Here is a 25,877-nt window from a genome sequence, read left to right as displayed (position 1 = left end):
CCCGGTTCAACCGGGCTGGCGAAAGCGTTGCGGGAAATTCTCTTTGAGAGATTGCCCGCGGCCCGAAAGCGATGGATTGGTCATGAAGTACTTCTGGGCATTAAAGGCTTCCTCCCCAGGACCCGGTTGTATCCGGGTCGAGCTGCCATCGGAATTGATCCGCCAGCTCTGTTGATTGTCCTTCAAGTTCGCAACCATGATCTGAGCGAGCACTTGTTCGTGCACCGTAGGATTCTTGACGGGCGACAGGGCCTCGACGCGTCGGTCGAGATTGCGCGGCATCATGTCGGCGGAGCTGATGTAGACGGCGGCCTTGGCCGAAGGCAAGGCCCCACCGTTCGCGAAACAGTAAATGCGCGCGTGCTCGAGGAAGCGGCCGACAATGCTTTTCACCCGGATGTTGCTCGAAAGCCCCGGAATTCCTGGGCGCAAGCAACAGATGCCGCGTACGACGAGGTCGATCGGCACGCCGGCGTTGCTCGCGTCATAAAGCGCTGAAATGATTTGAGCGTCGACGAGCGCGTTCATCTTCCACCAGATGCCCGAAGGCTTTCCGGCTTTGGCGTTTCTGATCTCTTCGGCGATGTGCGTCATAATCCGGTTGCGGATACCGTGCGGGCTTGCCGCCATGCACTCGAGTTCGACGGGCTCGCCGTATCCCGTCACGAAATTCAAAATGCGGGTGATGTCACGCGCCATCACCGGGTCCGTCGTGAAGAGCGACAGATCCGTATAAACGCGCGCTGTTTGGGGATGATAGTTGCCGGTGCCGATATGACAGTAGGTTGTCAGCTCGGTGCCCTCGCGGCGGACGATCAGCCCGAGCTTGGCGTGCGTCTTCAATTCGGTAAATCCGTAGACGACGTGCACGCCCGCGCTTTCAAGATCGCGCGCCCAGCGGATGTTTGCGGCTTCATCGAAGCGGGCTTTGAGCTCGACGACGGCCGTGACGGATTTGCCGGCTTCGACCGCCTCTTTCAGCGCCTGAATGATCGGGCTATCGCGTGACGTTCGATAGAGCGTCCATTTGATCGCCATGACGTTTGGATCGGCCACCGCTTGGCGCAAATACTGAACGACGACGTCGAAACTTTCGTAGGGATGATGGACGACGATATCCTTGTTGCGGACAGCCGCGAAGCAGTCGCCGCTGAATTCGCGGATGCGTTCGGGAAAACGTATCGGAAACGGCTTGAACTGTAGATCAGGCCTGTCCTGCACGATGAGCTGCGAGGTATCGGCGAGCGCCAAGATACCATCTTTGACGAAGACGCTTTCTTCGCGAACCTCAAGCTCGTCGATGACGAATTTGCGCAAGCGCTCCGGCATCCGCGATTCGATCTCGAGCCGGATGACGTTGCCGCGACGGCGCCGCTTCAACTGGCTTTCGTAGGACCGGACGAGATCTTCGGCTTCTTCCTGGAGTTCGATATCGCTGTCGCGCAGGACGCGAAACGCGCCTTTGCTCTTTATTTCGAAGCCGGTGAACAGCTCGGGCAGGAACATGCCGATGACGTATTCGAGCTGAATGAAGCGGATTTCCTTCGGCTTGTCGGGCTCGGCTTCAAGACGGATGAAGCGCTCGAGCTGGCCGGGAATGGGAATGAGCCCGTTCATCGTCTTGCCGTCGATGGGGCGCACCATTTCGACGACGATGGTCATCGCCTTGTTGGGAATGAATGGGAACGGATGTGCGGGATCGGCGGCGATCGGCGTCAGGATCGGAAAGATGTGCGTCATGAACAGACGCTCGAGCCAATCGCGCTGCGTATCCGTCAGCTCATCGGGCTGCAGCACGAAAAATCCGGCTCCGGCCAGTTCGCTCGTGACCGTACGCCAGCTCGCTTGCTTCTCGGCCACGAGACCTGTCGCGAACTTGTTGATCGCAGCCAGCTGCTGCATCGGCGTCATGCCGTCTTGGGAGAGAGTCGTGATGCCGGCGCGGATCTGGCCGTAAACGCCGGCAGCGCGAACCATGTAGAATTCGTCGAGGTTGGCCGCCGCTATCGATAGGAAGCGCAGTCGTTCGAGAAGCGGATGATGGGCATTGCCCGCTTCTTCCAGAACGCGACGATTGAACTGAAGCCATGACAGCTCGCGGTTGTAGAAGCGGTCCGGCCCTTCCGGGACGATATCGACGTTCGCCTTGCCACTTCTTTTCTGCGCGGTTGCCATAGTTGGGGAGATGCTCCGAATCCGGCCGTTAGATCTACACAATACATAACACCCAAATGACGATCGGGCGCCTTAATGCTCAGTATAGGACGATTAATAGCCCAGCGCGTCCAACGTAACAGCGGCAATGGATCGCGTGACGCGGCGCTGCAGCACGAGGGCGCGGCGGTCCGCCTCCGCGACGAAGCGTTCAGCGGCCAGCATGGAGCGTTCCATCCGAACGAGAACATAGTCTACCAGTTGCGGCTCGACGCTCAACTGGCGGTCGGCGAAGAGCTTGACCAGAACGGCGCGAAGCAGCGCGTCATCCGGCGGCTCGATGGTCGCAAGCGGAAGCGCTTTCAAGCGAGAGCGAAGGTCGGGAAGTGCGATCGCCAGCTCCCCCGGCACGGTGTCGGTCGTCAAAAGGATCTGTAGGCGCTGTTCGCGCACCAGGTTCAGAAGATGAAACAGTGCCGCTTCATCGGTGATCTTCTGGACGTCCTCGATGAGAAGGGCGCCCTCAGACGCCATCGCGGGCACGGCTTCTCGCGAAAGCGCGGAGGCCTCGAATTGCGTTGCCTCTGCCCGCTTCAGCCAGACGTTGGCGAGATGGGTTTTTCCACTTCCATTCGGGCCTGCAAGCACGGCGGCGCCGATCGGCCAGTCCGGCCAGCGGTCGACGAGCGCGACGGCTGCGGCGTTCGACTCTGAAACGAGGAAGTCCTCGAGGCCCATTGCCGCTCTGTGCGGCAGTTCGAATACAAGCTGCTCAGGGGTCGTCGTCATGGCGCTGTTCAAGGCTTGTCCTTCAAAGTGAGCTCCACCTCACCTTGATAGACCGATGACTCGAGATAGGATCGGAGGGCAAAGCGTACGAGCACGCCGATTGCGGCAGAAACCGGCACGGCGACAAGAAGGCCAAGAAATCCGAACAGATAGCTGAACGTCAACAGCGCAAAGATAACCCAGACGGGATGCAACCCGACTTCGGAGCCGATGACGTAGGGGCTCAGAATCCCCGATTCCAGCGCCTGTCCGGCGAGCATGATGCCCGCGATAATCAGGATGTGCGTGAAATCCGGCCAATACTGCACGAACGCGATGATCATGGCGGTGAGCGCGCCGAGCGACCATCCGAAGATGGGAATGAAGGCTGCAAGGCCCGTCAGCGAGCCGACGAGCAAGCCATAGTCCAGTCCGGCGAGGCTCAAAGTGATCGCGTAGAACAGCGCCAGCAGGATGCACACAACGCCCTGTCCGCGGATGAACGCGGAAATGCGGCTGTCGATCTCAATGGCGAGGCCGCGGATCTGGTCCGCTTCCTGGCGCGGCAGCCAGGAGTCGATTTTGGCCATCATCTTCGGCCAATCCACGACAACGTAGAAAAAGACGACCGGCGTGATGAGGACCACGGTGAAGAAGTTGACGGCGGCCGTCCCTTGTTTCCAAAGCTCTTGAGCAAACGTCCCCATCAAAGACGGGACCGAGGACGTGAAGGAATCGAGCGCTGATCTGACGGCTGCTTCCGCCTGAGGATATCGGATCCCCAGATGATCGCGCGCGAGCGTTTCAATCACATCCTTCAAACGGGCGATTTCTCGCGGAGCGGCTTCGACGAGCCCGGCGGCCTGCTGCACGAGGATCGGGACGACGAAAACGAGCACTAACGTGATTACGCACGCCGTCGCCGCGAGCAGGAAAATAGCCGAGATCCAGCGCGGGATGCCGGCGCGGCCCATCGTGTCGACGATCGGGTTCAGAAAGTAGGCGAACGCCAAACCAATCACGAAGGGCACGAGTGCCGGCGCAATCAGTTGAACGATGTAGGCGAACAGCAGCGCAGTCGCCGTCCAAAACAGCGCGTGCCGCTCGAAATGCATTTCTCTCGATCCTTAAATCATAAGCCCGGGGAAAACATGCGCCGGAACGCTCAGCTTTTCGAGCCCGTCGTTTCGTAGAACGTCATGTGTTTCAGCCAGACGCGCAAATAAGCCACAAGTGAGATGATCGTCGTCGCGGCCGCGAGCAGCGTCAATAGCTGAACCGGCCCTTTCAACTTCAGCCCGAACCCCTCATCCGCCAGGACGGTGGCGGCGAGCACGATCTGAGCGACGGTATTCATTTTGCTGACCGCGAGCGGCTTCATCGGCGTCGGATGATCGAGCAGCCAGGACAGGACGACCGCGATGACGATCAGCACATCCCGCGACACCACCAGGATGACCAGCCAGGAGGGCAAGCGGGCCGTTACGCCGAGGGCGATGAAGATGCAGACGATGAGCAGCTTGTCGGCAATCGGGTCGAGATAGGCCCCGAGTTCGGTTTCCCAATTGAAGCGCTTCGCGAGGAAGCCATCCACTGCGTCCGAGATCCCGGCCACTACGAACGCCAGGAAGGCAGCCTGGATCTCTCCCGTCAGCAGCAGCCAAAAGACCACAGGGACGAGAATGACCCGGCCGAGCGTAATAAGATTTGGAATGCTCACGCCGAAATGGTCCCCGTCTTTTTTGTGGCCTGGGCGAAGTTGCAACCGATCAAGCGGCGCGACCCTACCCTTTGGATGATTATTTCGTCGAGAACATCCTCCCTTGCACTGCGGTAATGCAGGAGCAACGAGAGTGCGCCTCTGGCGCCTTCCTACGCAAAAGATATTCCAGCTTACGCGGATATATATAAGTTATTTCAATAACTTGAACGAAGAACCCAGCCACCGTTGGCGCCCGTCAAGCTCAGTCCGCGGGCACCGAGGGCTTTCGCCAGACTTTGCGCGCCGCCCGGGTATTTGAGCGAGACGTCAGCGCTGTTTTCCGTGACGGTGGCGATGTTGAGCGCGTCAACCCCCGGCGTGTCGAGGAGTTGTGCACGCATCTGGTCCCACTGATCGGAGCTCGAGAATTCAACGACGAGGCTAACATCCTCGCCATTGCCGCTCGTCGACGCGGCCCACACAGGCATATCCGCGCTCGGGGCGGCGGGCGGCGGCCCGGCGGTTTTGATGGCCTTCCAGCGGCCTTCCAGGACGCCCAGCGCCACGACGGCTGCGAGCTGGGACGCGTAATCGAGATCGCCGTCGGAGATACGGTACGTTCGCTTCAAAAGCAGCGGTCCGACCGCGTCGCGTCCGGCGAGGGTTACGGTCAGCTTCTTCGACGCCATATCCGGCTCGGCGACGGCCATCACGACGAGGCCGGTTCCGTAGTCGCTCGTTAGCGCGCGCAGGCCCTGGTCGTCGCCGGCGAGCATTGCGGCGACGGTATCGGGGCGGATCGACGGCTTCAGATCCTTCACTGTTATCGGGGTGACCGTGTGCTTCAGGTCGAGCCCCGTCCAGGCGCGGCGCCACAGGCCGGAATCGTTTCCGGCGGCCGGCGGATTGCCTTGCTGCATGACCGTCAAAACCGTGACCGGAGGCGCCTGCTGATCGACGAAAGGAATCCCCTGGCGCGAAAGCGCGGAGCGAACCGCGTCCGCCTGGAACGAGAAATCCAGACTCGCGATGTAATCGGTCGCGGAATTGCGCTCCGAACGCACAGAGACACCCGAAACCAGATCTCCGGCCTTCAAATCCGAGACGGCGGACAACCGCTTATAGGCGGTCACCGGCACCAGCCGCTTCAGAAGCGAACGGAAGGCTGCCTGCTGACCATCGGCCATCGCCTGATCCTTGGCCGCGACGGCGTTATCCGCAGTCGCTTCGACCGGATAGTTGGCGACGGTGTAGGCGACGTCAGCGCTTGCTGAGATCGCAGGCCCAGAGTTGAGACCAACGGTCGCCGTCCAGATGGCTATTGCGATGGCTAGGCAGCGACCAACGGACACCTTAATCCCCCGTTTCCCGATTTAGGCGATGTATATGGCAGGCGAGTTAAGCATCCTCGGAACCTGCCAACGATCCCTTCGTTTGCTCTCAGGTCAAGTCGCTGCTACGACCCCCATCACGGGTTGGCAATGGGGCAAAAGTGAGTTTAACCGATGCCTCCTCGCCGCGCCGTTCATGGACGCAGCTTCTATCCCCAAACTCTCCCCACGATGAGGACTAATGCCCGCGGCTGACGAAAATCCGAAACAATCCATCACCTATGCCGATGCGGGCGTGGACATCGATGCCGGCAATGCGCTGGTCGCTGCGATCAAGCCGCTGGCGCGCGCAACGAGCCGCCCCGGCGCCGACGTCGATCTCGGCGGATTCGGCGGTCTCTTCGATTTGAAGCGGACCGGCTTTCGCGATCCGATCCTCGTTGCTGCGAATGATGGGGTCGGCACGAAGCTCAAAATCGCCATCGAGACAGGACGGCATTCGACAATCGGAATCGATCTTGTCGCGATGTGCGTCAACGATCTCGTCGTCCAGGGCTCGGAACCGCTGTTCTTTCTCGATTACTTTGCCGTGGGCAAACTCGACGTCGCGGCGGCGCGCGAAGTCATCGCCGGCATTGCCGATGGCTGCCGGGATGCGGGTTGCGCGCTGATCGGCGGAGAAACCGCCGAGATGCCGGGTCTCTACAAGAGCGGCGACTATGATCTCGCAGGGTTCTCGGTTGGCGCCGTCGAACGCGATGAAATTCTGCCGCGCGCCGATATCGCCGTCGGGGACATTCTGATCGGGCTGAAATCGTCGGGCGTGCACTCGAACGGCTACAGCCTCGTCAGAAAGCTCGTCGAACACGCCGGGCTGAATTGGGATTCGCCCGCGCCGTTTGCGCCCGAGCAATCAATCGCGGAAGTGCTTCTCACGCCGACGCGCATTTACGTCAAACCGCTTCTCGCCGCGATCCGCGCAACGGGCGGATCGGGAATGAACGGCGCCATCAAAGCGCTGTCGCACATCACGGGCGGCGGCCTTTCTGAAAACGTTCCGCGCGTGATGCCGAAGGACGTGGCAGCGCGCATCGATCTTGCTTCCTTCGACGTGCCGCCGGTTTTCGGATGGCTCGCCAAGAGCGGCAACATCGACGACGCCGAGCTGCTTCGGACGTTCAACTGCGGCATCGGCATGATCGCTGTCGTTTCGAAGGGCCGCGTCGACGAGGTCATCGCGAAGCTCAAGGAAGCAGGCGAACAGCCGGTTATCATGGGCGATGTGATCCCTCCGACCGGAGAAAAGTCCGAGGCGAAGGGCAAAGGCGAAGCCTGGGCCGTGAAGTACGAGGGCAAACTGCAATTTAGTTGACGCTTCCGACACGCGTGCCGCGAGCCGGCCGGAAGCGTAGGCTTTTTGCTTGATGCCTCCGACACGCGTGCCGCGAGCCGGCCGGAGGCATCGTTAAAACTCAGGGCAACGCGAAAACGGTGAGCGATCCGCCGAGGCTCGTGTAATCGGCGAGCTTGGCGAAGCCGCCGACGGCGCCGGAACCATCGTCCGGATTGGTGAGACCGGCGGCGAGGCTAATGCCGGCCCAGCCGCCGACGCCGGAGAAGACCGCGACGTACTGCTTGCCCGCGTGCATGTACGTCATCGGGTTACCGATGATGCCGGACGGCGTCTTGAGCTTGAAGAGTTCCTTGCCGTCTCTTTGATCAACGGCTTTCAAGTAACCCTCCAGCGTGCCGTAGAACGCTATTCCGCCTGCCGTCGTCAGCACGCCGGACCAAACGGCGAAGCGCTCGGGCTTCGACCAGACGATTTTTCCTTTCGGGCCGTCCCAAGCGATGAGGCCGCCGGTTGCGTCTTTGGCGTCGGGCGCAGGATACATCGTGAGCGTCGCGCCGACGTAGGGCTGGCCGACGGTGTAGGAAACCTTGAAAGGCTCATAGTCCATGCACATGCGCGTCACCGGCACGTAGAAGAGGCCTGTCAGACGAGAATATGACGCCGGCTGCTGGTTCTTGGAGCCCAGCGAGGATGGGCAGATGCCCTTCGTCGTGTCATCCGTTCCGGTCTCGAAGGGCGCGAACTTTTTTGCGACGATGGGACGTCCGTAATTCGGATCGTTCTTGTCCATCACGATCGCCGTCGCCCAGTTGGTATCGGAATCGAATTTCTCGGCGACGAGCAGCTCTCCCGTTGCGCGATCCCAAGTGTAGGCAAAGCCATTGCGATCGAAGTGCGTCACGGTTTTGCGATTGAAGCCGTTGAATTCCAGATCGGCGAGGATCGGCTCATTGATGCCGTCGTAATCCCATTGGTCGAACGGCGTCATCTGATAGGCCCATCGCGCGACCCCGGTGTCGACGTCACGGGCGAACATCGTCATCGCCCATTTCTGATCGATCGGTTTGCCGCCCGGACCGGCGCGTTGAACCGGGTTCCACGTCGAGGGATTTCCCGTTCCGTAATAGATGAGGTTCAGCTCCGGATCGTAAGCCATGTAGCCCCAAACTGGGCCGCCTCCGATCTTCCACTGATCGCCGTTCCAAGTCGTGAGTGATGAATCCTTGCCGGCTGGCTTGCCGAGGACGAGCGTTTTTTCCGGATCGACAAGGATGTCCTCGTCGGGGCCCATCGAATACGCGCGCCACAGCTTATAACCGGAGTTCAAGTCGTAGGCGGTGATGTAACCACGCACGCCGAATTCGCCGCCCGAGACGCCGACGATGACCTTATCCTTGACGATGAGCGGCGCGCCTGTGCCGGTTGCGCCCTTCTTCGGATCGTCGTCGGCAACCTTCCAAAGCTCCATGCCGGTCTTGGCATCGAGTGCGATCAAAGATGTATCGGCGGTGTGAACGAGGATCTTGCCTTCGGCGTACTGCACGCCGCGATTGACGCTGTCGCAGCACATCACGGCGATGACGGACGGATCCTGCTTGGGTTGATACTTCCAGAGGATCTTCTGATCGTGGGCGAGATCGAGAGCCATCACGACATTCGGAAAAGGCGTGACGAGATACATCGTGTTGCCGATGACGAGCGGACCGCCTTCATGGCCGCGGAGGACGCCGGTCGAGAGCGTCCAGGCGACTTTGAGTTCGCCGACATTGTCCTTGTTGATCTGATCGAGCGTGGAATATCTCTGGCCGCTGTAATCGCCGGATTGGATAGCCCAGTTCGCAGGATCGTTCGCATGCGCGATGACATCCTGGTTGGCTCGCGCACCGGTCGCAAAACTCGCCGCTAGCGCGATGATCGCGAGGCACAGCCGCTTCTTCATTCCCTAACCTCCGAGTGAGCTCAGTCGCGGAATTCGTGGAAATCCGGACTTGGAGCACATGGCGCTCATCAGAGCTGCGGAATGAAAAAAATTTAAAGGCGGCAAGCTGAAGCGTCCGCGACATCCCGATTACGCCCGCGCGACCGCTGATACTCAATTCTCTCATTAATCCTTTGCAGCGGAAGTGAGCAAAAGAACGCCACGGAAATGAAAAATTTCAGAGCTAGTTTGCGCCGGAATCAACGCGGTTATCGGAGGAACCACATGTCCGGCAATGCCGCCGACCTCGTGGTCGGAGAAATCATCGAAATCAAGTACCGGATTCCCCTGCGGGCGTTCGAGGACAGCGGTGAGCCGTGCCTATCAGACCGGTGGTTCGTCGCCGAGGTTATCTACCAGGATCACGATACGCCGCCCATGGCACGGCTAGCCGACGGTCAGTTTACGGATATTCGTCCATTCATGACCTGGCGACGCATTGCGGGACGCGGTGGCCGCGACTTCGCGACAACGCGGGCCCAAGCTCAAAGATGATTAACCGGCCCGTTCTACCGGTAATTCCGCCCGACTGTCATACAAACGAAAAGAGCACGCGTCAGAAGCGAGGTGCACCGAACACAAGATTCGGAATCGCCTCTCGTTATGGGCTCAAGCATAGGCTTGGGCCGACCTGGCTGCCTCGCAGACTCCGCTGACCGAGGGGATTGCAGCCCAACTTCGAGGTAGCGTCATGCGACTCCTCATCGCCACAGACGCCTGGAAGCCGCAGGTCAACGGTGTGGTGCGCACCTATGAGAACCTGAAACGCGAGCTCGAGGCGGCGGGTCATTACGTCACGATCTTATCGCCGCTCGATTTTGCGACGGTTCCCTGCCCAGGTTACCGCGAGATCCGGCTGGCTCTGGCGCGACGGTCTGTGATCGCCACGCTGCTCAAAGACGGCGCCTACGACCACGTTCACATCGCGACGGAAGGGCCGATCGGGTGGGCGACGCGCGCGGTATGCTTGCGGCGGGGCATTCGCTTTACAACGTCGTTTCACACGCGGTTTGCCGAGTACATCGAGACGTACACCGGGCTGCCTGCTTGGATCAGCTACGCCTTTCAGCGGCGCTTTCACCGGCCAAGCATCGGTACGTTTGCCGCGACGCCGTCTCTCAGAGCGGATCTCGCGCGGCGCGGCTTTCGCCGGTTGATGCTCTGGTCGCGCGGCGTCGATACCAATCAATTCAAGCCGCGAGCGCCGTCCGATGAGCAGGGCGCCGACAACGAATCGGGGCCGACCTTTCTCTATGTCGGACGAGTGTCGCTGGAAAAGAACGTCGAAGCGTTTTTGAAACTCGATCTGCCGGGGCGGAAGGTGGTCGTCGGCGACGGCCCCATTCTCGGCACGCTGCGTCGTCAGTATACGGACGTGATTTTCAAGGGATCGAAAACTGGGGATGATCTCGCGCGCGAATATGCGAACGCCGACGTTTTCGTTTTTCCAAGCCGGACCGATACGTTCGGACTGGTGTTGCTGGAAGCAATGGCTTCGGGCCTCGGCATCGCCGCCTATCCGGTGACTGGACCGATCGACGTCGTGACGCCCGGCGTCACCGGATATCTCGACGAAGACCTCAGGGCCGCGGCGCTCGCGAGCCTGAAGCTCGACCGCGATCAGATTCGCGTCCAGGCGATGCAGCGCGATTGGGCACGGGTCGCAAACATCTTCCTTGCCAACGTTTACCAGGCGCGGCGGGCAACCGGGCTTGGTAGGCGGCTATTCAGAGCTAGAGCCGGCGGCCCGCAAATCAAGCCAAGCGCGCGCCCGATCAGCTAGCGAATTCTTTCACCGGTTTGAGAACGATTTCGGGAGACGCGTTTTCGAGCGGTTCGCCGACGATGCTGCGGACGATCTCGACGGCGCGAGCGGTGCCGTTTTCGTATTGCATCGCGCGGCCGATATCCCCAGCGCGAGCGGCATATTTTGGATTGGTCGCCACGTCGCGGATTCTTTCCGTCAGCAACGCTTCAGTCCAATTTTGGATTTCGAGAAGATCGGGTCCGGCGCCGAGCTGGAAGACGGTGTGTCCCCAATATTTCTGATCGAGCATGAAGGGACAGACGAAGCTCGGGCGACCCGCACGAAGAGCAGAGTGCGTTGTGCCGATGCCACCGTGGTGAACGACTGCGGCGACCTCCCGGAAAAGCTTATCGTGGGGTGCGTACTCGTCGAGCAGATAGAAATTCTCCGACAGCGGCAGGCGATGGAATTCGCCTCGGCCGTTGCCGATGATCGCGCGCTGTCCAGCTGCTTCGCAGGCTCGCAAGATCAATTCCGAGCGCTCCAGCCCAAGCGCGGGCATGCTGCCGAAACCGATATAGATCGGACGCGGTCCGGCTGACAGGAAGTCGGCCAGTCTCTGGGATGGTCGCCAGTCCGGCGCGGTTTCGCGGGACCAGTAGCCCGTGAAGTAAATCTCATCGCCGTCGGTGTTCGGACGGAGCTGTAGAACCGGGCTGACCGGGTACAAGACCGGTACGCGGCGGCCATCGACGTGATGGGGATGTTTCAGCCTATAGGTTCGCCGCAGTCCAAGCGACAACCGAATTTCATTGATGACTGAGAAGTAGGCGAGCCTCTGCAGGCCCAATACCGAATAGCCGTGCCTGTTCCAGGCTGGCTTCCCGGTTCCGGGGATGCAGGAAAGAAGCGCTTCCGCCGAGGGTGAAACCGATCCGAGACCGACAAGGATCGCGGGGATGCGCTTTGCTTCCGCGATTTCGCCGCCGACCGAAATGACCGGGTGGAACAGGATCGCATCGGCGTCGGCGGAGGCAGCGACGGCATCGCGATAGATGCCCTCGAACAAAGCCCGCATATCGCGGCCCGGCCAAAGCCATTTCTTCATCATCACGAGGGTGTGGCGACCGGCAACTTCAGCCATTTCGCCGTCTTTCATGAATTTGGAGAAGTCGCTGCCGCAGCGGCGCGATTCCAGCCCGTGCTTCTCGACGAAATCTTGAAAGTCCTCCGGGACGGCGAGGCTGACCTCGTACCCCTCCTCTTTCAGTGCGAGCCCCAGTGCGACCATGGGCTCGACATCACCCAGTGTCCCGACTGTGAGGAGCGAAATTCTGCGCGCCATTGCCGTCCGATTGCTGATTTAGCGCCCGCGTTCGTCACGTCGCGGACCCGCCCTGCTGAATTTATTCGATCGTGCCCGATCGCCGTCAGCATGCGTGAGGCGAATACTTGTCGCAATCTCTGAGCATAACGTTGGCTAACAAGTTGGAATTTCGTGGCTGATCGGCATCAAAAGCCGCTCTCGCCTGATGCGGCGGGCTCTGCTAGACCCGCGCCATGAGCACAAAAAAACGCACCGCCATTTTGATCTCGGGCCGCGGCTCGAACATGAAATCGCTCGTCGAGGCTTCTCGCACGGCCGACTATCCGGCCGAAATCGTGCTTGTCGCTTCGAACCGGCCGGAGGCGCCGGGTATCGGCTGGGCGGAGAAGCAGGGCCTGCGGACCGCCGTCGTCGACCACAAACAGTTTCCCTCCCGGGAAGCGTTTGAATCCCGCCTGCAAACGGTGCTGGACGAGCACGGCGTGGAACTTGTCGCGCTGGCGGGGTTCATGCGGCTGATGACACCGGCGTTCGTCGAACGATGGCGCGATCGCATGATCAACATTCACCCTTCATTGCTGCCAAGCTTCAAAGGTCTTCACACCCACGAGCGAGCGCTGGCAGCTGGCGTAAAGATCGCGGGCTGCACGGTGCATTTCGTCCGGGCGGAGATGGATGAGGGGCCGATCATCGCTCAAGCTGCGGTTCCGGTCTTTCCAACCGACAGTCCAGATACGCTTGCGGCGCGCGTGCTTGAAGCTGAACACCGAGTTTACCCGGCAGCGCTAAGACTTGTCGCCGCAGGTGGAATTCAATTCGGAGTTCAAAAAGTAACTATAAATCAGCATTCTGGCGGAACTGACACGCTATTTTCCCCTGCAATCTAAGACACACCGAGATTTGATAGTTACCTTGCGCTGGCCGTCGCATGGACAGGCACCCCCCGAACCGTGGTAATTCTGTGGCATCCGGAAGGGGAGATCCGGTGATCTGACGTGCAGCGCGCAGTTTCGAGCTGTTCGAAGCTCCCTTTGGGTGCGCGCGCGCATGGCACTGCCGGATTCCGATTGGAGAAATGCTTATGGAAACTACCCCCAGCACCGCTCTGGGACTAGGTGAAGAGTCTAGCATCTGGTTCAAACTGACGCCGCTGCTGCGCGGCGATCCCGAGAACCCGATGCGCATCCTGATGCACATGATGGATCGCTACGGCCCGGTTCTGCCCGTGACGATGGCGAACCAGCGCGTGGTGCTGATTTCGGAACCCGAGTACTTCAAGCACGTGCTCGTGACGAAGGCTGACAGCTACACCAAGTATTTCGACGGTCTCAAGCCGATCTTCGGCAAGTCGATGATCACCAACGACGGCGCGCTCTGGCAGAAGATCCGGATGCCGCAGCAGCCGGCGTTTCATCCCGACATGTTCGCCGAATACATTCCGTACTTCCTCAAGGCCATCGAGACGAAGATGGCGCTGTGGAGCGAACTCGCAAAGAGCGGCGACACGGTCGAAATGGTCGAGCAGACGTGGACGCTCGCGGCCGACATGATTTGCAAGGCGCTGTTCGACCGGGACATGCCGTTCAATCCTCACGTCGTCTTCAAATGCGTGAAGACCTACACCGACGTGATGAACCATCGCGACATCCGCCTGCGCAAGCAGGCCGGCGAAGTCTTCGAGATGACGGAAGTCGATCCCGCCAAGGCGATGGAAGTCTGGGCGAGCGTTCCGCCGGCGGTCATGGGCGCCGACCCGCGTGAGGAACGCGAGCGCACGCTTCTGAAGATGATCGAAGCGGCGGTGGCCGATCCGACGGTTCCCGAGTTCGACCGCGATCAGGCCGTCGACGAGCTGAAGCAATACCTCTGGGCGGGCACCGAGACGACGGCGCTGACGCTTGCTTGGGCCCTTTATGAAATTTCCCGGCGGCCAGAGGCTGCCGAGCGCATTCGCCAGGAAGGCGAACAGGTTTACGGCGACCGTGAACCGACCGCTGCGGATTATTCCGGGCTCGCCTACACGCGCGCGGTCATCCAGGAAACGATGCGGATCTATCCGCCCGTTTGGGGCTTGATCCGCGTCGCACAGGCGGAAGACGAGATCGGCGGCGTGAAGATCAATCCGGGCGACCGGGTGACGCTCTTCGCTTATGGCGCTCATCACAACGCAAAATTCTGGCCGGAGCCCGAATCCTTCCAGCCGGAACGCTGGATGGCGGGCAACGCCAAGAAGCAGGTGAAATACAGCTACATCCCGTTTGGCGCGGGCAAGCGTTCATGCATTGGCGGCGCGATGAGCCAAGTCGAGAATACGCTGGCGCTCTCGCTGCTGCTCCGCCGTTTCCGGCCGGAGTACGTGGGCAAATATCCTGCGGGCCTCAATGCCACGGTGACGCTGACGCCGAAGGGCGGACTGCCGTTCAAAATCAGAGAGTTGAGCTGACGTCTCTTCTCGATGTGCGTGAATTTTCGGAGAAGGCCGGGACTGACGTTCCGGCCTTTTTCAATTCTTCCGAACTCGAATGAAAGCGACTCGTCCGGGCTTCTACAATTTTGCGCGAATTGCGATTGATGCCGTCGCTGGAAGCGTGTGAGCAATCTTTTCCACAGCTAATTCGCGACCTATTCGCATATTCTCTCATGCGCCAAATGCTGAATGAACTCGCGAATTCAGTTGTAGCGCCTCGCAGATGCGAACCCACTTGGTATTCAAGGCGGGGCGAGACTGTCATACTGATGGCACGTTAGCGATTTAAAAGGACTTTCCAGGTGTCACTTCCCCCGGTGACATCCACCTAGGTTCCAAACTCCAGGAGGCCCCTCACCATGGAGTCCGTGAGAACTGTAGTGCTTGGCAAGCCCGTCTTTTTGTTGACGGGTGCGAAGTCTCGCAAATCAAAAGGACATACTTCGAATTCGCTCGAAGTCGAATCGCCAGAGAAGCTTCTCGAAACAGCGCGTCGCAATCCCGATGCCGTCGCATTCGGATTTGTTGCCGGGAGCTGGGTCGCGGCCGCCTGATAGGCGGCTCCCTGCGGGGAGCCGGCCGCCGAGCCGAGTACCCCAATGGCGCTCGGCGACTCTCTCCTTCGGAGAGCCGGCCGCCGAGCGCGGAAGAGTTTCAGCCCGCGTAAATATTTTCTCCGAACGGCATGTCGGTCATGCCCGGCTTGATGCCAAAGCCGGTCAGCAGGGCGTGCACTTGGCCCCGATGGTGGGTCTGATGATTGAACAGATGCGCGATCAGCAAGGCTCTGGGTCGCGTCAGCTCGCGCCCGGTGGCGCCGGAGACCCACGTCAACTCACCTTCCAGAGCCGACGGCTCAAGGTTGTCCGCCCAATCCTGGATGACGCGGTCGAACCGGCGGCGCTCTTCCCTCAGTTCGTCCCAGGCCTCAAAGAGGCTCACGCCCTCCGCGATACTGCGTTTCCCGGGGGGCGGCGCTGCGCCGAACCGGTTCATCCAAGTCTGATCCGCCCATAGAAGATGATTGAGCGTAGCGTGGATCGAGCCGAAGAAAGCGCCTCGATCCTCTTTGCGCTGCGCGTCGCTAAGGCTTTCGGACGCGCCATAAAGGTTGGTGTTTTGCCAACTGTTATAGCGCGCCAGAGTGCGAACATAGCTTGGCGAGATCATATCCCTGATCCCTAGAGCGTTATGATCCGAACCAGGCCGGCAAAATTGCCGACCGTTCAGCCGACGATTTCATCGAGACGGAAATTGAGGGCGATTTCGCGATCGGCGGCAGCTGCGCTGTCTGATCCGTGGGTTGAGTTCGAGCCCTTGGATTCGGCGAACAGCTTGCGGATCGTGCTGTCAGCCGCTTCTTTCGGGTCGGTCGCGCCCATGACTTCGCGGTATTTCGCGATGGCGTTTTCGCCTTCCAGAACTTGGAGAACGACGGGGCCGGATGTCATGAAATCTACGAGTTCGCCGTAAAATGGCCGCGCCTTGTGTTCTTCATAGAATTTCTCAGCTTGCGCACGGGTCCAACGGACACGCTTCTGGGCCACGATGCGCAGACCCGCGTCTTCGATCACGGCATTGATCTTGCCTGTAAGATTACGGCGCGTTGCGTCGGGCTTGATAATGGAAAACGTGCGTTCGATGGCCATAAGTCTGTCTCGCTTTGCGGATTTTATGTGGGATGAGCGGGCTTATAGCGACGCGAACAGCCGCCAGCAAGCGCTTGGCGTGCCCGAGTCGAGGCATTCGGTTGCACGTCATACGTAAAAGTCGTGGTTTACCGCATAATCGCCCGATTGACGGGCGCAATTGCGTATGAACAGTGTGGACCGGCGCGAGGCGCACGGTCGAGAGGTTAGGCATCGATGCCTACGTGTGCGAAGAAGCGATGATGACGGGACAGGCCAACGAAATTCAGTGGTACATTGCTCGCGACGGCAAGCAGCACGGGCCGCTGACTGACGTCGAGATGCGCACGTTCGTGGCGCATAATTACCTTCGTCTCAGCGATCTTATCTGGCGGCCAGGGATGCCCGAGTGGCAATCGGCGCCGACCGTTTTTCCGACGGCGTTCGAAGCGCTCGGCGAGGAACCGAAGCAAGCTCCCGCGCGTGCTCAGGCATCAAGCGCAAGCTCGTTCTCTCAGCCGGCCCATTACCCCACTCCGGTTAGCGCGCACCAGGACAGCAACGGCGTCGACTATTCCGAGCAAACCGCTCCGCGGCCAGAACGCAACGTCGTGAAGCGGTTGGCGCTCGCGAGCGTTGCCATCACGCTCATCGGCGGCGGTGCATTTGCGCTCGCGACGTATCGCGGCCCGATCGCCGATATGGTTTCGGGTCCCAACACATCGGCTGAGCACGCGCCCATCGTTTCCGCTCCCGCTACCGATCTTCACTCCAACGCAGTGGCCGAGGCGCAGCCAACGCCTTCTCCGTCCGGCGATTCAGTGACGACCTCCGCGCCTCCGGCAGCCAGCGACGTGATTTCGAATGCGTCGACGACGACCTCGTCCGTATCGTCGCCCGAGCCTGATCCGACGCCTGCTCCCGATACATCGAACACGCGGACGCAAGTTGCGACCATCGATCCGCAACCGCCTGCGGCTTTGCCATCAACGGGCATCGATGGGTCGCCGCTCGACCAGCGCCTGCAAAAAGTTGCGGTGTGGTCGCTGATCAAGAAAGAATACCCGGATTGGTACGCCTCCCAGGTCGGGGATGCGAACAAGCTCGTCGCCGAAAACAAGTCGGATAACGAAGTCGCTGCGCTGTTGGCGCAGGGTCTCGTCAATCTTCGGCGACAGAACGCTGATAAGGCGTTGAACGCGAGTTCAGACAGGCTGCAAGCGATCGCTCAGGCTTTCCTCGATCATCTGAAATCGCTCAGAGCGCAAAGCGTCAGCGCCTGCTTCGGCTTCATTTCGAAAGGCGAGACCAGCCCGGCCGTCGTACAGATGATGGAGCATCCGGAGACGGCGACGGCGCTCAATGCGCAGGCCGGCGCGATTTTCGAGGCCATCTCGGAAGGCACGAAGAACCCGGTCAAGCATGACTCGGCCGTCAAGAGCGACTACGACCTCCTGATCAAAGAGCTCAGCAAGCTCGGCTGGAAAGAAGAAGATCTGCAGGTCTTCTCCAATCCGAAGCTGCTTGCGAAGCGCGAGCCGGAACAGGTCTGCAAGATGGTGCAGGAGTGGTTCATCGCGCACCTCGCCGTGCAGGACAAAGCCGTGCGCGACAGGTTGCTCTATGAAACGCTGAAGCCTGTGGTATCGGGCTGAAGCCATGATTTACACCGCGATCAAAGTTCTTCTGACCGCGGTCCTGGTTGTTGCGATTTCCGAGGTGGCCAAGCGCTCTACCGTTTTCGGCGGGATAATCGCTTCTTTGCCGCTCACATCGCTCTTAGCGTTCATCTGGCTTTATGGTGAAACGGGCGACGCGGGAAAGGTCGCGAGCCTTTCCTACAGCATCTTCTGGTATGTGCTGCCGTCGCTGGTGCTGTTCATCGTACTGCCGTTGCTTCTGGCGCGCGGCTTCGATTTCTGGCTGAGCCTTGTTATTGCCTGCGCCGTGACATTCGCGGCCTACGCATTGATGGCCAGTATTCTGGCGCGCTTAGGCGTAGCTCTCTGACCCAGTGACAGGACGCGGCGGACCGGCTATCGGCTTCGCTTATGCTCCATATCAATGATCTCACCTATCGCATCGAAGGCAGACCTATTTTGGAAGCGGCGACGGCCGCTATTCCGTCTGGCCATAAGGTCGGGCTTGTCGGTCGCAACGGTGCGGGCAAGACGACGCTCCTGCGTCTTCTGAAGGGCGAGATCTCACCGGACGACGGGTCGATTTCCATTCCACGGAATGCCCGCCTCGGCCACGTCGCGCAGGAAGCGCCCGGCGGCGACGATAGCCTGCTCGATTGGGTGCTTTCGGCCGACACGGAAAGGGCAAGCCTGCTCGCCGAGGCCGAACACGCAACAGACCCCGAGCGCATCGCCGAAATCCAGATGCGGCTGACGGACATCGAGGCGCATTCGGCGCCATCGCGGGCGGCGCGCATTCTGTCAGGCCTCGGCTTCGATGAGGATGCGCAGCGGCGCGCTTGCCGCGAGTTCTCCGGCGGCTGGCGTATGCGCGTGGCGCTCGGCGCGATCCTGTTCCTGAAGCCCGATATTCTGCTGCTCGACGAGCCGACGAACTACCTCGATCTCGAAGGCACGCTCTGGCTCGAAAACCATTTGAAGGCCTATCCGCACACCGTCCTGATTGTCAGCCATGATCGCGATCTCCTCAATCGCGCCGTGTCGTCGATCCTGCATCTCGATAAGGGGAAGCTGACGCTCTACTCCGGCGGCTACGATGATTTCGAGGAGACGCGGCGCGAGAAGCAGCGCCTTGAGATGAAGCTCAAGAAAAAGCAGGACGAGCAGCGGCGGCATTTGCAGGCATTTGTTGATCGCTTCAGAGCAAAGGCGACGAAGGCTTCGCAGGCGCAGAGCCGCATCAAGGCGATTGCAAAAATGCAACCGATCGCCGAGCAGGTTGATGAGCGCGTGGTGCCGTTCCACTTTCCCGATCCGCAGAAGATTATCGCCAGCCCGCTCTTGCGAATTGAAAAGGCGAGCGCCGGATATGAGCCGGAGCGGCCCATTCTTTCCGGCATCGATCTGCGCATCGACAATGATGATCGCATCGCGCTGCTCGGACAGAACGGCAACGGCAAGTCGACGCTTGCGAAATTGATTGCGGGGCGCCTCAAGCCATTATCCGGCAACACGTTCGGCGCGCAGAAAATCGAGGTTGGATATTTCGCGCAGCATCAGCTCGACGATTTGCAGCCGAATGCGACACCTTATGACTACATGCTGAAGCTGATGCCGGACGCGACGGAGGCACAACGGCGGACCAAGCTCGGAACATTTGGTTTCAGCGCCGCGAAGGCCGATACGGCGTGCTCGAAGCTTTCAGGGGGCGAGAAGGCGCGGCTGCTCTTAGCGCTGACAGCGTTCCATGGTCCGCATGTGCTGATCCTCGACGAGCCGACGAACCATCTCGACGTCGATAGCCGCGAAGCTTTGATCCGTGCGCTGATGGAATACAACGGTGCGGTCATTCTGATCAGCCACGACCGGCACTTGATCGAAGCGAGCGCGGACCGGCTCTTGCTCGTGCGCAACGGCGCCGTCTCGTCCTACGACGGCGACATGGAAACCTATCGTTCGCTATTGCTCGAGGAGCGCGGGGCGCGGACTTCTGAACGTCGCGACGAGGCGAACGGAGATGCTCGCTCATCGCGTACGGATCAGCGGCGTGCAGCTGCCGAAAGGCGGGCAGAGCTTGCGCCGCTGAAGAAGGCGATGGTCGCGGCTGAAAAGCAGGTCGATAGGCTCACCAAAGAGATCGCTACTCTCGATGCCGTGCTCGGAGATACCGAGATCTACACCGCCGATCCTCCGCGTGCGCAGGCTGCGGCCCAGAAGCGCGGACAGTTCGCTCGCGAACTGCAGGCCGCTGAAGATGCATGGCTTTCGGCGACTGAGGCCTACGAGGAAGCCTCGGCGGAAGTCGAAGCCTAGGCTCGTAAATTCCAATTTTCGGACATTTCGTGCGGCAATCGTAGCCGTCGCGGCGAATTCGTCGCTGTTGCCCACATCTGGACGAAAGGGGATTCGGAACCCATTTCAGCTTCACGAAGTTCAAGTGATCGCGCAGGCAGAGAGTGCCCCCCACGTACTGCGCCAGCAGAGAACAGCCATGAAGCAGAAATTCGTCTACCACCCCCTCAATCCGAAGCCTTCTCGCGCACAGGCTGCGAGCGCGAAGTTGGTGGTTTCTGAATACCTTGCTTACGTCGCGGTGCTGTCGATCGGCGTCGTGGTCGCGATCATCACATTTGCTTACGCAGCGAATATCACCGTTCATTGGCTCAGCGCCGTGAGCGGTCCCAACTATTTCACCTCAGAAACACAGCGTGTGACCTATCCGAGCGAGAAAGTCTCTGCGCCGACGAAATTCGCGATGGTGGCTGCTTCTGAGCCTACCGCCGCGAAGAATTGAGACTGACGACCTACTAACTAGCTTCGAGCCTATTCCTCCGCATAACTTCAACCCCGGCGTTTCCGCCGGGGATTTTTTTTGCGTGATTGATTAGCCGCTGATTTTCGAGAAGTCGGCGACAGTCAGCGTTGCTGCGCGGATTTCCGACAGGAGCCGGAGGCGGTTCTCGCGGATTTTTGGATCGTCGGCGTTGACGAGAATTTTATCGAAGAACCGATCGACCGGCGCACGGAGTTCCGACAGTGCGCGCATGGCGCCTGCAAAATTCTCGACCTGGATCGCCGCGACCGTATCCTGCTTCACCGCCTCGATGGCGGCCGCGAGTGCCGTCTCTTCGGTCTCTTTCAGAAGTGCCAGATCATAAGGACCGGCGTAGGATTTCTTGTCCTTCTTTTCCTCGATCGAGAGGATGTTGGCTGCGCGCTTCACGCCCGCGAGAAGGTTCGCACCGTCATCCGATTTCAGGAACGCGTCGAGCGCTTCGACGCGGCGGACGATGAGCGCCAGATCATCCTGGCCGCCGAGCGCGAACACGGCATCGATCAGATCGTGGCGCTTGCCCTGATCTTTGAGGAAGACTTTCAGACGGTCGGCGAAGAATGAGAGGAGGTCTACGGAGTTTGACCTCACCTTTCTGTCTGCCCAATCCACAAGCGCAAGGGCATGTGCTGCCCCCCCCGCGCCGGACTTCTTTTTAGCGTCGGCTAGTGCGCGCGCATGAGCAGCTTTCTCCGCGGAGGTCGCTGCAGCTTCGAGAGTGGTCATCAACGGCAGGCGGAGGTCGTTTTCCAGCACGATGCGGATGACGCCCAGCGCGGCGCGGCGGAGCTGGTAGGGATCGCCTGAGCCTGTCGGCTTTTCGCCGATGGCCCAGAAACCGACGAGCGTATCGAGCTTATCGGCGAGCGCGACGGCAACGGCCACGGCATCGCCCTGATCCTCGCGCGGCACGACATCGGTCGGGCCCTTCGGCTTGTAGTGCAGCTCGATGGCGCGGGCGATTTCAGGCTTGGTGCCGACGTGTTCCGCGTAATAGCGGCCCATCAATCCTTGAAGCTCGGGGAATTCGCCGACCATCTCGGAAACGAGATCGGCCTTGCAGAGACCGGCCGCGCGGCGCGCGTCCTGCGGATCGGCATCGCAGGCTCCCGCGAGTTCAAACGCCAGCTCTTCGATGCGATCGACGCGGTCTTTCTGGCTGCCGAGCTTTTCGTGGAACGTGATGCCCGCGAGCTTGCCTGCCATCTCACCCAGCGGATGCTTCAAGTCCTGTTCCCAGAAGAACTTGGCGTCCGAAAGTCTGGCGCGGATCACCTTCTCGTTGCCGGAGACGATTTGCGCGCCGCCGTCCGTCGCCACGAGGTTCGACACGAGCAGGAACTTGTTGGCGAGCTTCTTCGATTTCGGATCGCGCAGCGAGAAGCACTTCTGATGCGTCTTCATCGACGTCATCAGAACTTCGCCCGGCACTTCGAGGAAGGCTTTGTCGAACGTGCCCATCAGCACGACGGGCCATTCGGTGAGCCCGGCGTTTTCGTTGAGCAGCGCCTCGTCCTCGACGAGTTCGAGCTTTGCTTCCTTCGCGAGTGCGTGGGCTTCTTCGGAGATCGTCGTGACGCGCTTGGCGGGATCGAGCTTCACGTGATGCTCTGCGAGCTTTGCCTCATAGTCGGCGAAGCTCTTCACCTTGAAGGGGCCCGGTCCAAGGAAGCGATGACCGCGCGTTTCATTGCTCGATGCCAGCCCCGCAATCTCGAACGGGACGACCTTGCCGCCGAGCAGACAGAGCACGGACTGCAGCGGGCGCACCCACTGGAAGGGCTGCGAGCCCCAGCGCATGGATTTGGGCCAGGGGAATTTGTTGGCGACGTCCGTCACCGTTTCGGCGATGATTTCCGGCGCGGGGCGGCCGGGCTTCTCGATCTTGGCGACGTAATAATCGCCCTTCTTCTCGTCCTTGACGATCGTCGCGTCGTCGATCGACGCGAGCCCCGCAGATTTCAGAAAGCCTTGCACGGCCTGCTCGGGCGCGCCGACGCGCGGGCCCTTCTTTTCTTCGGAGATTGCGGGCGAGCCTGCGGGTACGTTCTCGATGACGAGCGCAAGCCGTCGCGGTGTCGAAAAGCTCCGCGCTTCGCCGACTTCGAGGCCACGCGATTTCAGGCCGTCGATGACGAGGCGTTTCAAATCATCCGCTGCGCGCAACTGCATGCGCGCCGGAATCTCCTCCGACAGGAGCTCGAGTAGTAGTTCAGACATGCAAGATCGATCTCGGTGAAATGGCTCTCATCCCGTCATACAGGAAAGAGCACGGGCGAGGGTTAGAGATGCGGGCCGCTTCTGGCGCGCCCCACCCTAGGCCTCTCCCCATTGCGTGACGCAACGGGGAGAGAAAGTCGTTAAGGGTTCGTTGGCGCCGGTGCCGGAGCTGGCGTCGAAGCGGGCGTGCTTTCGGGCGCCGGGCTCGTGGGTGCCGCAGGCGCCGCTGGCGCAGCCTCTGGCGCGGGTGCCGGCGGGGGTGTCTCCGCCTTCATAGCGGCACCTTCCGCGGCCGGCGCCGTTTCCTGGGCTGCCTGCTTGTGTTCCGGCAAGATCCCTGCAGGAAGCGTCGCTCTGACCGTGTGCCCGATGTCGCGCGTCGCGCCGGTCGTATGGAGGTAGCCGATGCCGACGGCAATCAGCGCCACGAAAAATGCGAAGATCGCGGGCGTTCGCCGCAGGGCGAAGAAACCGACAATGAGTAGCGGTACAGCGAGCGCGATTATGCCGAGCGTTGTGTCATTCATGCGCGTCCTCCTCCTTCTGTCTTTAGCCACGCGGCGCAACAGGCTTTCGCCAAGTCCCGGACGCGTAGGATGTAACTCTGGCGCTCCGTGACCGAAATCACGCCCCGAGCGTCGAGCAGGTTGAAGATATGGCTCGCTTTGATGCACTGATCGTAGGCGGGAAGCGCGAGCAAGTGCTCCTCGCCACCTTTCGCCCCGGCCTCGAGCAATGCCTTGCACTCGGCCTCAGCGTCCCTGAAATGGCGGAGCAGCAGCTCGGTGTCGGCGTGCTCGAAATTGAACCGCGAATACTCGCGTTCGGCCTGCAGAAAGACGTCGCCGTATGTCAGGCGTTTGTCGTCATCACGGCCATTGAAATTCAGATCATAAACCCGGTCCACGCCCTGAACGTACATGGCAAGGCGCTCGAGCCCGTAGGTGATCTCGCCCGCGACCGGATTGCAGTCGAAGCCGCCGACCTGCTGGAAGTAGGTGAATTGCGAGACTTCCATGCCGTTGCACCAGACCTCCCAACCGAGACCCCAAGCGCCGAGCGTCGGGCTTTCCCAGTCGTCTTCGACGAAGCGAACATCGTTTAGCGACGTGTCGATGCCGATGGCATCGAGGCTCGCGAGATAGAGCTCCTGAATATTCGCAGGAGACGGCTTCATGATGACTTGAAACTGATAGTAGTGCTGCAGCCGGTTGGGGTTCTCCCCGTAGCGGCCGTCCTTCGGGCGGCGAGATGGCTGCACGTAAGCTGCGGACCAGGGCTTCGGGCCGAGCGCGCGCAATGTCGTCGCCGGATGAAAGGTGCCGGCTCCCACTTCCATGTCGTACGGCTGAAGGATGACGCAGCCCTGAGCACTCCAGAAGCTCTGCAACGTCAGAATGAGATCTTGAAAGGCATCTTTGGGACGCAACGCGGGAAGCCGTGCGGCTCGCGTCGAAACCGTCGTTTGGGACATTGGTCTTTGCTCGTTCGGGCTTAATTCGCGCGCAATATACGCGTTACCGGAACCTTGTCACGCTCTGCTCGTCGCGGGTGGGAACTTTCCTGCACCATGGAGCGCAGCGATTTGGCGGGTGGCGCGTAACGATCTGGCGCGAACTTCTAATTGTCGCGCTTCGCCCGGGGCTTATAGACGCCGGCCGCCTCATCCCATTCGAGATTCCCGAGGTCGCGCACATTGGCCGCCGCGCGCCGCATCGCTTGATCCGCCTTGCGCGCGCCGGACTGAGCATTACGGGACAGCGCCGACAAAAGCCGGTAGCCGGCAATTCCAGCAATACCTACGATTGCGAGAAACATGACTGGGGGCATTGCAAGGCCCTCCGGGCCGCCTAAATCCCAAACCGCGACCAGAGAGATCGCGTCTCCACAGCCGACACCAGATCGTCGGCAAATGCAAGACCGTTGCCGAGCCCTGAAGCGCCCGGCGCGCGGCGAAGGCGCGAAAGCAGCCCTGCCCTTTCAGGCTCGACAACCTTCAGCCTTACCTTATCGCCGAAGATCTGCCGCATCTTGGTGCGGACGTCGGTAATGCCGTCGATCAAGCCGAAGTCGGTGGCTTTTGAGGCTGACCAGAATGCGCCCGAGAAGAGTTCGGCATCAGGCGCCTTCAGCTTGCCGAGACGGCGTTCCTTTACGAGACCTATGAATACGTCGTGTACGTCCTGCTGGATCGCCTTCAGACGCGCGACGTCGTCTGGATCTTCGGGCAGGAACGGATCGAGCTGGTTTTTGTCGGCGCCCGCCGTATGGACGCGCCGCTCGACGCCGAGCCGCTCTAATAGATCGACGAAGCCGAAGCTCCGGGACACGACGCCGATCGAACCGATGATCGACGACGGATCGGCGTAAATTTCATCGCCGGCGATCGCGAGAAAATAACCGCCCGATGCGGCGACGTCCTCGCAGAAAACGTAGACGCGCTTTTCTTTTTCCGCCGCCATCTGGCGAAGGCGATTGAAGATCAGGTTCGATTGCACCGGCGAGCCGCCGGGCGAATTGATTACAATTGCGACGGCGGGAAGCTTCGAAAGCGAGAACGCCTTTTCGATCGCACCGGCGTAACTCGCGAGCGATAGCCCCGGACGCAGTGGCGTTGCCATCCCGATTGGGCCGCTGAAACGCAAAACGGGGACGACGGGCTTGCGCGAAAACGGCCACATGAAGCTTCACTCCTGCGAGCAACTTTGCTCTGACGTTGCGTCATGAA

At 60.4% G+C, this 25,877-nt stretch carries 24 protein-coding genes; 10 read left to right on the top strand and 14 right to left on the bottom strand.

Translation table 11 applies throughout. The annotated features are described in order from the left end of the window. Positions 1 to 6: 6 nt before the first annotated feature. The 5 genes from G359_RS04055 to G359_RS04035 form a co-directional block, all read right to left on the bottom strand. Entirely contained in the window at positions 7 to 2,175 is a 2,169-nt protein-coding gene (locus G359_RS04055; RefSeq protein ID WP_045835098.1) for an RNA degradosome polyphosphate kinase, read from the bottom strand. Positions 2,176 to 2,268: 93 nt separating this feature from the next. Further along, positions 2,269 to 2,943: a P-loop NTPase family protein gene (locus G359_RS04050; protein WP_045835097.1), complete on the bottom strand. Its 675-nt coding sequence runs from the start codon at positions 2,941 to 2,943 to the stop codon at positions 2,269 to 2,271. Positions 2,944 to 2,951: 8 nt separating this feature from the next. Further along, a complete protein-coding gene (locus G359_RS04045) occupies positions 2,952 to 4,037 on the bottom strand; it encodes an AI-2E family transporter (protein WP_045835096.1) in 1,086 nt (361 codons plus the stop codon). 50 nt (positions 4,038 to 4,087) lie between these two features. Continuing rightward, the gene (locus tag G359_RS04040; protein ID WP_045835095.1) at positions 4,088 to 4,642 is read right to left on the bottom strand and encodes a CDP-alcohol phosphatidyltransferase family protein; all 555 of its coding nucleotides are present in this window, start codon (positions 4,640 to 4,642) and stop codon (positions 4,088 to 4,090) included. A 197-nt stretch (positions 4,643 to 4,839) separates the two neighbouring features. Further along, positions 4,840 to 5,976: a DUF2066 domain-containing protein gene (locus G359_RS04035; RefSeq protein ID WP_045835094.1), complete on the bottom strand. Its 1,137-nt coding sequence runs from the start codon at positions 5,974 to 5,976 to the stop codon at positions 4,840 to 4,842. Between the two features lie 220 nt (positions 5,977 to 6,196). On the opposite strand from G359_RS04035, the gene purM reads away from it, so the two are divergent. Next, positions 6,197 to 7,327, top strand: a complete 1,131-nt coding sequence (purM, locus tag G359_RS04030; RefSeq protein ID WP_045835093.1) for a phosphoribosylformylglycinamidine cyclo-ligase — start codon at positions 6,197 to 6,199, stop codon at positions 7,325 to 7,327. Positions 7,328 to 7,427: 100 nt separating this feature from the next. On the opposite strand, the gene G359_RS04025 is transcribed toward purM, so the two are convergent. Next, a complete protein-coding gene (locus G359_RS04025; RefSeq protein WP_045835092.1) occupies positions 7,428 to 9,248 on the bottom strand; it encodes a methanol/ethanol family PQQ-dependent dehydrogenase in 1,821 nt (606 codons plus the stop codon). A 264-nt stretch (positions 9,249 to 9,512) separates the two neighbouring features. Here G359_RS04025 and G359_RS04020 point away from each other — a divergent pair, with 264 nt between their 5' ends. Both G359_RS04020 and G359_RS04015 read left to right on the top strand, forming a co-directional pair. Then, positions 9,513 to 9,782 carry a hypothetical protein gene (locus G359_RS04020; RefSeq protein ID WP_045835091.1) on the top strand — a complete coding sequence of 90 codons (270 nt, stop codon included), beginning with the start codon at positions 9,513 to 9,515 and terminating at the stop codon, positions 9,780 to 9,782. Between the two features lie 196 nt (positions 9,783 to 9,978). Continuing rightward, positions 9,979 to 11,070: a glycosyltransferase family 4 protein gene (locus G359_RS04015; RefSeq protein ID WP_045835090.1), complete on the top strand. Its 1,092-nt coding sequence runs from the start codon at positions 9,979 to 9,981 to the stop codon at positions 11,068 to 11,070. Here G359_RS04015 and G359_RS04010 read toward each other — a convergent pair. Next, entirely contained in the window at positions 11,063 to 12,379 is a 1,317-nt protein-coding gene (locus G359_RS04010; RefSeq protein ID WP_045835089.1) for a glycosyltransferase, read from the bottom strand. The two genes, G359_RS04015 and G359_RS04010, sit on opposite strands and share 8 nt — an antisense overlap. A gap of 215 nt (positions 12,380 to 12,594) precedes the next feature. On the opposite strand from G359_RS04010, the gene purN reads away from it, so the two are divergent. From purN to G359_RS03995, 3 genes are all read left to right on the top strand, one after another. Beyond that, positions 12,595 to 13,248, top strand: coding sequence for a phosphoribosylglycinamide formyltransferase (gene purN, locus G359_RS04005; RefSeq protein ID WP_045835088.1), 654 nt, complete (start codon positions 12,595 to 12,597; stop codon positions 13,246 to 13,248). Between the two features lie 194 nt (positions 13,249 to 13,442). Then, positions 13,443 to 14,804 carry a cytochrome P450 gene (locus tag G359_RS04000; RefSeq protein WP_045835087.1) on the top strand — a complete coding sequence of 454 codons (1,362 nt, stop codon included), beginning with the start codon at positions 13,443 to 13,445 and terminating at the stop codon, positions 14,802 to 14,804. A 383-nt stretch (positions 14,805 to 15,187) separates the two neighbouring features. Then, the gene (locus tag G359_RS03995; RefSeq protein WP_045835086.1) at positions 15,188 to 15,382 is read left to right on the top strand and encodes a hypothetical protein; all 195 of its coding nucleotides are present in this window, start codon (positions 15,188 to 15,190) and stop codon (positions 15,380 to 15,382) included. A 100-nt stretch (positions 15,383 to 15,482) separates the two neighbouring features. On the opposite strand, the gene G359_RS03990 is transcribed toward G359_RS03995, so the two are convergent. Together G359_RS03990 and ndk are read right to left on the bottom strand one after the other, a co-directional pair. Continuing rightward, positions 15,483 to 15,998, bottom strand: coding sequence for a DinB family protein (locus G359_RS03990; RefSeq protein ID WP_045835085.1), 516 nt, complete (start codon positions 15,996 to 15,998; stop codon positions 15,483 to 15,485). A gap of 56 nt (positions 15,999 to 16,054) precedes the next feature. Next, positions 16,055 to 16,477 (bottom strand): nucleoside-diphosphate kinase, encoded by a 423-nt coding sequence (gene ndk, locus G359_RS03985; RefSeq protein ID WP_045835084.1) that lies wholly within the window; start codon positions 16,475 to 16,477, stop codon positions 16,055 to 16,057. Between the two features lie 173 nt (positions 16,478 to 16,650). Here ndk and G359_RS03980 point away from each other — a divergent pair, with 173 nt between their 5' ends. From G359_RS03980 to G359_RS03965, 4 genes are all read left to right on the top strand, one after another. After that, entirely contained in the window at positions 16,651 to 18,111 is a 1,461-nt protein-coding gene (locus tag G359_RS03980; RefSeq protein ID WP_245279924.1) for a DUF4339 domain-containing protein, read from the top strand. A 4-nt stretch (positions 18,112 to 18,115) separates the two neighbouring features. After that, complete coding sequence (locus G359_RS03975) at positions 18,116 to 18,466, top strand: DUF3147 family protein (protein ID WP_045835083.1); 351 nt, start codon at positions 18,116 to 18,118, stop codon at positions 18,464 to 18,466. 41 nt (positions 18,467 to 18,507) lie between these two features. Further along, positions 18,508 to 20,409 (top strand): ABC-F family ATP-binding cassette domain-containing protein, encoded by a 1,902-nt coding sequence (locus G359_RS03970; protein ID WP_045835082.1) that lies wholly within the window; start codon positions 18,508 to 18,510, stop codon positions 20,407 to 20,409. 178 nt (positions 20,410 to 20,587) lie between these two features. Next, positions 20,588 to 20,890: a hypothetical protein gene (locus G359_RS03965; protein ID WP_045837615.1), complete on the top strand. Its 303-nt coding sequence runs from the start codon at positions 20,588 to 20,590 to the stop codon at positions 20,888 to 20,890. Between the two features lie 90 nt (positions 20,891 to 20,980). Here G359_RS03965 and glyS read toward each other — a convergent pair whose 3' ends face one another. The 5 genes from glyS to G359_RS03940 all read right to left on the bottom strand — a co-directional run bounded on the left by glyS (position 20,981) and on the right by G359_RS03940 (position 25,830). Then, on the bottom strand, positions 20,981 to 23,149 hold the full coding sequence (glyS, locus tag G359_RS03960) for a glycine--tRNA ligase subunit beta (RefSeq protein ID WP_045835081.1): 2,169 nt from the start codon (positions 23,147 to 23,149) through the stop codon (positions 20,981 to 20,983). 140 nt (positions 23,150 to 23,289) lie between these two features. Continuing rightward, a complete protein-coding gene (locus tag G359_RS03955; protein ID WP_045835080.1) occupies positions 23,290 to 23,676 on the bottom strand; it encodes a hypothetical protein in 387 nt (128 codons plus the stop codon). Then, entirely contained in the window at positions 23,673 to 24,623 is a 951-nt protein-coding gene (locus tag G359_RS03950) for a glycine--tRNA ligase subunit alpha (protein WP_045835079.1), read from the bottom strand. The genes G359_RS03955 and G359_RS03950 overlap by 4 nt, the downstream gene beginning before the upstream one ends. A gap of 146 nt (positions 24,624 to 24,769) precedes the next feature. Next, positions 24,770 to 24,979 (bottom strand): hypothetical protein, encoded by a 210-nt coding sequence (locus G359_RS03945; protein WP_045835078.1) that lies wholly within the window; start codon positions 24,977 to 24,979, stop codon positions 24,770 to 24,772. Positions 24,980 to 24,999: 20 nt separating this feature from the next. Beyond that, positions 25,000 to 25,830: a S49 family peptidase gene (locus tag G359_RS03940; RefSeq protein WP_045835077.1), complete on the bottom strand. Its 831-nt coding sequence runs from the start codon at positions 25,828 to 25,830 to the stop codon at positions 25,000 to 25,002. Positions 25,831 to 25,877 lie beyond the last annotated feature (47 nt).

This window comes from Hyphomicrobium sp. 99 (genome assembly GCF_000384335.2).
Taxonomy (GTDB): Bacteria; Pseudomonadota; Alphaproteobacteria; order Rhizobiales; family Hyphomicrobiaceae; genus Hyphomicrobium_B.
This window is presented reverse-complemented; position numbering and strand designations above follow the sequence as displayed.

What these genes read in the sequence shown, in the direction of transcription:
- G359_RS04055 (WP_045835098.1), bottom strand. Translation starts at nt 2,175, where the DNA reads ATGGCAACCGCGCAGAAAAGAAGTGGCAAGGCGAACGTCGATATCGTC.
- G359_RS04050 (WP_045835097.1), bottom strand. Translation starts at nt 2,943, where the DNA reads ATGACGACGACCCCTGAGCAGCTTGTATTCGAACTGCCGCACAGAGCG.
- G359_RS04045 (WP_045835096.1), bottom strand. Translation starts at nt 4,037, where the DNA reads ATGCATTTCGAGCGGCACGCGCTGTTTTGGACGGCGACTGCGCTGCTG.
- purM (WP_045835093.1), top strand. Translation starts at nt 6,197, where the DNA reads ATGCCCGCGGCTGACGAAAATCCGAAACAATCCATCACCTATGCCGAT.
- G359_RS04025 (WP_045835092.1), bottom strand. Translation starts at nt 9,248, where the DNA reads ATGAAGAAGCGGCTGTGCCTCGCGATCATCGCGCTAGCGGCGAGTTTT.
- G359_RS04020 (WP_045835091.1), top strand. Translation starts at nt 9,513, where the DNA reads ATGTCCGGCAATGCCGCCGACCTCGTGGTCGGAGAAATCATCGAAATC.
- G359_RS04015 (WP_045835090.1), top strand. Translation starts at nt 9,979, where the DNA reads ATGCGACTCCTCATCGCCACAGACGCCTGGAAGCCGCAGGTCAACGGT.
- G359_RS04010 (WP_045835089.1), bottom strand. Translation starts at nt 12,379, where the DNA reads ATGGCGCGCAGAATTTCGCTCCTCACAGTCGGGACACTGGGTGATGTC.
- purN (WP_045835088.1), top strand. Translation starts at nt 12,595, where the DNA reads ATGAGCACAAAAAAACGCACCGCCATTTTGATCTCGGGCCGCGGCTCG.
- G359_RS04000 (WP_045835087.1), top strand. Translation starts at nt 13,443, where the DNA reads ATGGAAACTACCCCCAGCACCGCTCTGGGACTAGGTGAAGAGTCTAGC.
- G359_RS03995 (WP_045835086.1), top strand. Translation starts at nt 15,188, where the DNA reads ATGGAGTCCGTGAGAACTGTAGTGCTTGGCAAGCCCGTCTTTTTGTTG.
- G359_RS03990 (WP_045835085.1), bottom strand. Translation starts at nt 15,998, where the DNA reads ATGATCTCGCCAAGCTATGTTCGCACTCTGGCGCGCTATAACAGTTGG.
- ndk (WP_045835084.1), bottom strand. Translation starts at nt 16,477, where the DNA reads ATGGCCATCGAACGCACGTTTTCCATTATCAAGCCCGACGCAACGCGC.
- G359_RS03975 (WP_045835083.1), top strand. Translation starts at nt 18,116, where the DNA reads ATGATTTACACCGCGATCAAAGTTCTTCTGACCGCGGTCCTGGTTGTT.
- G359_RS03970 (WP_045835082.1), top strand. Translation starts at nt 18,508, where the DNA reads ATGCTCCATATCAATGATCTCACCTATCGCATCGAAGGCAGACCTATT.
- G359_RS03965 (WP_045837615.1), top strand. Translation starts at nt 20,588, where the DNA reads ATGAAGCAGAAATTCGTCTACCACCCCCTCAATCCGAAGCCTTCTCGC.
- glyS (WP_045835081.1), bottom strand. Translation starts at nt 23,149, where the DNA reads ATGTCTGAACTACTACTCGAGCTCCTGTCGGAGGAGATTCCGGCGCGC.
- G359_RS03955 (WP_045835080.1), bottom strand. Translation starts at nt 23,676, where the DNA reads ATGAATGACACAACGCTCGGCATAATCGCGCTCGCTGTACCGCTACTC.
- G359_RS03950 (WP_045835079.1), bottom strand. Translation starts at nt 24,623, where the DNA reads ATGTCCCAAACGACGGTTTCGACGCGAGCCGCACGGCTTCCCGCGTTG.
- G359_RS03945 (WP_045835078.1), bottom strand. Translation starts at nt 24,979, where the DNA reads ATGCCCCCAGTCATGTTTCTCGCAATCGTAGGTATTGCTGGAATTGCC.
- G359_RS03940 (WP_045835077.1), bottom strand. Translation starts at nt 25,830, where the DNA reads ATGTGGCCGTTTTCGCGCAAGCCCGTCGTCCCCGTTTTGCGTTTCAGC.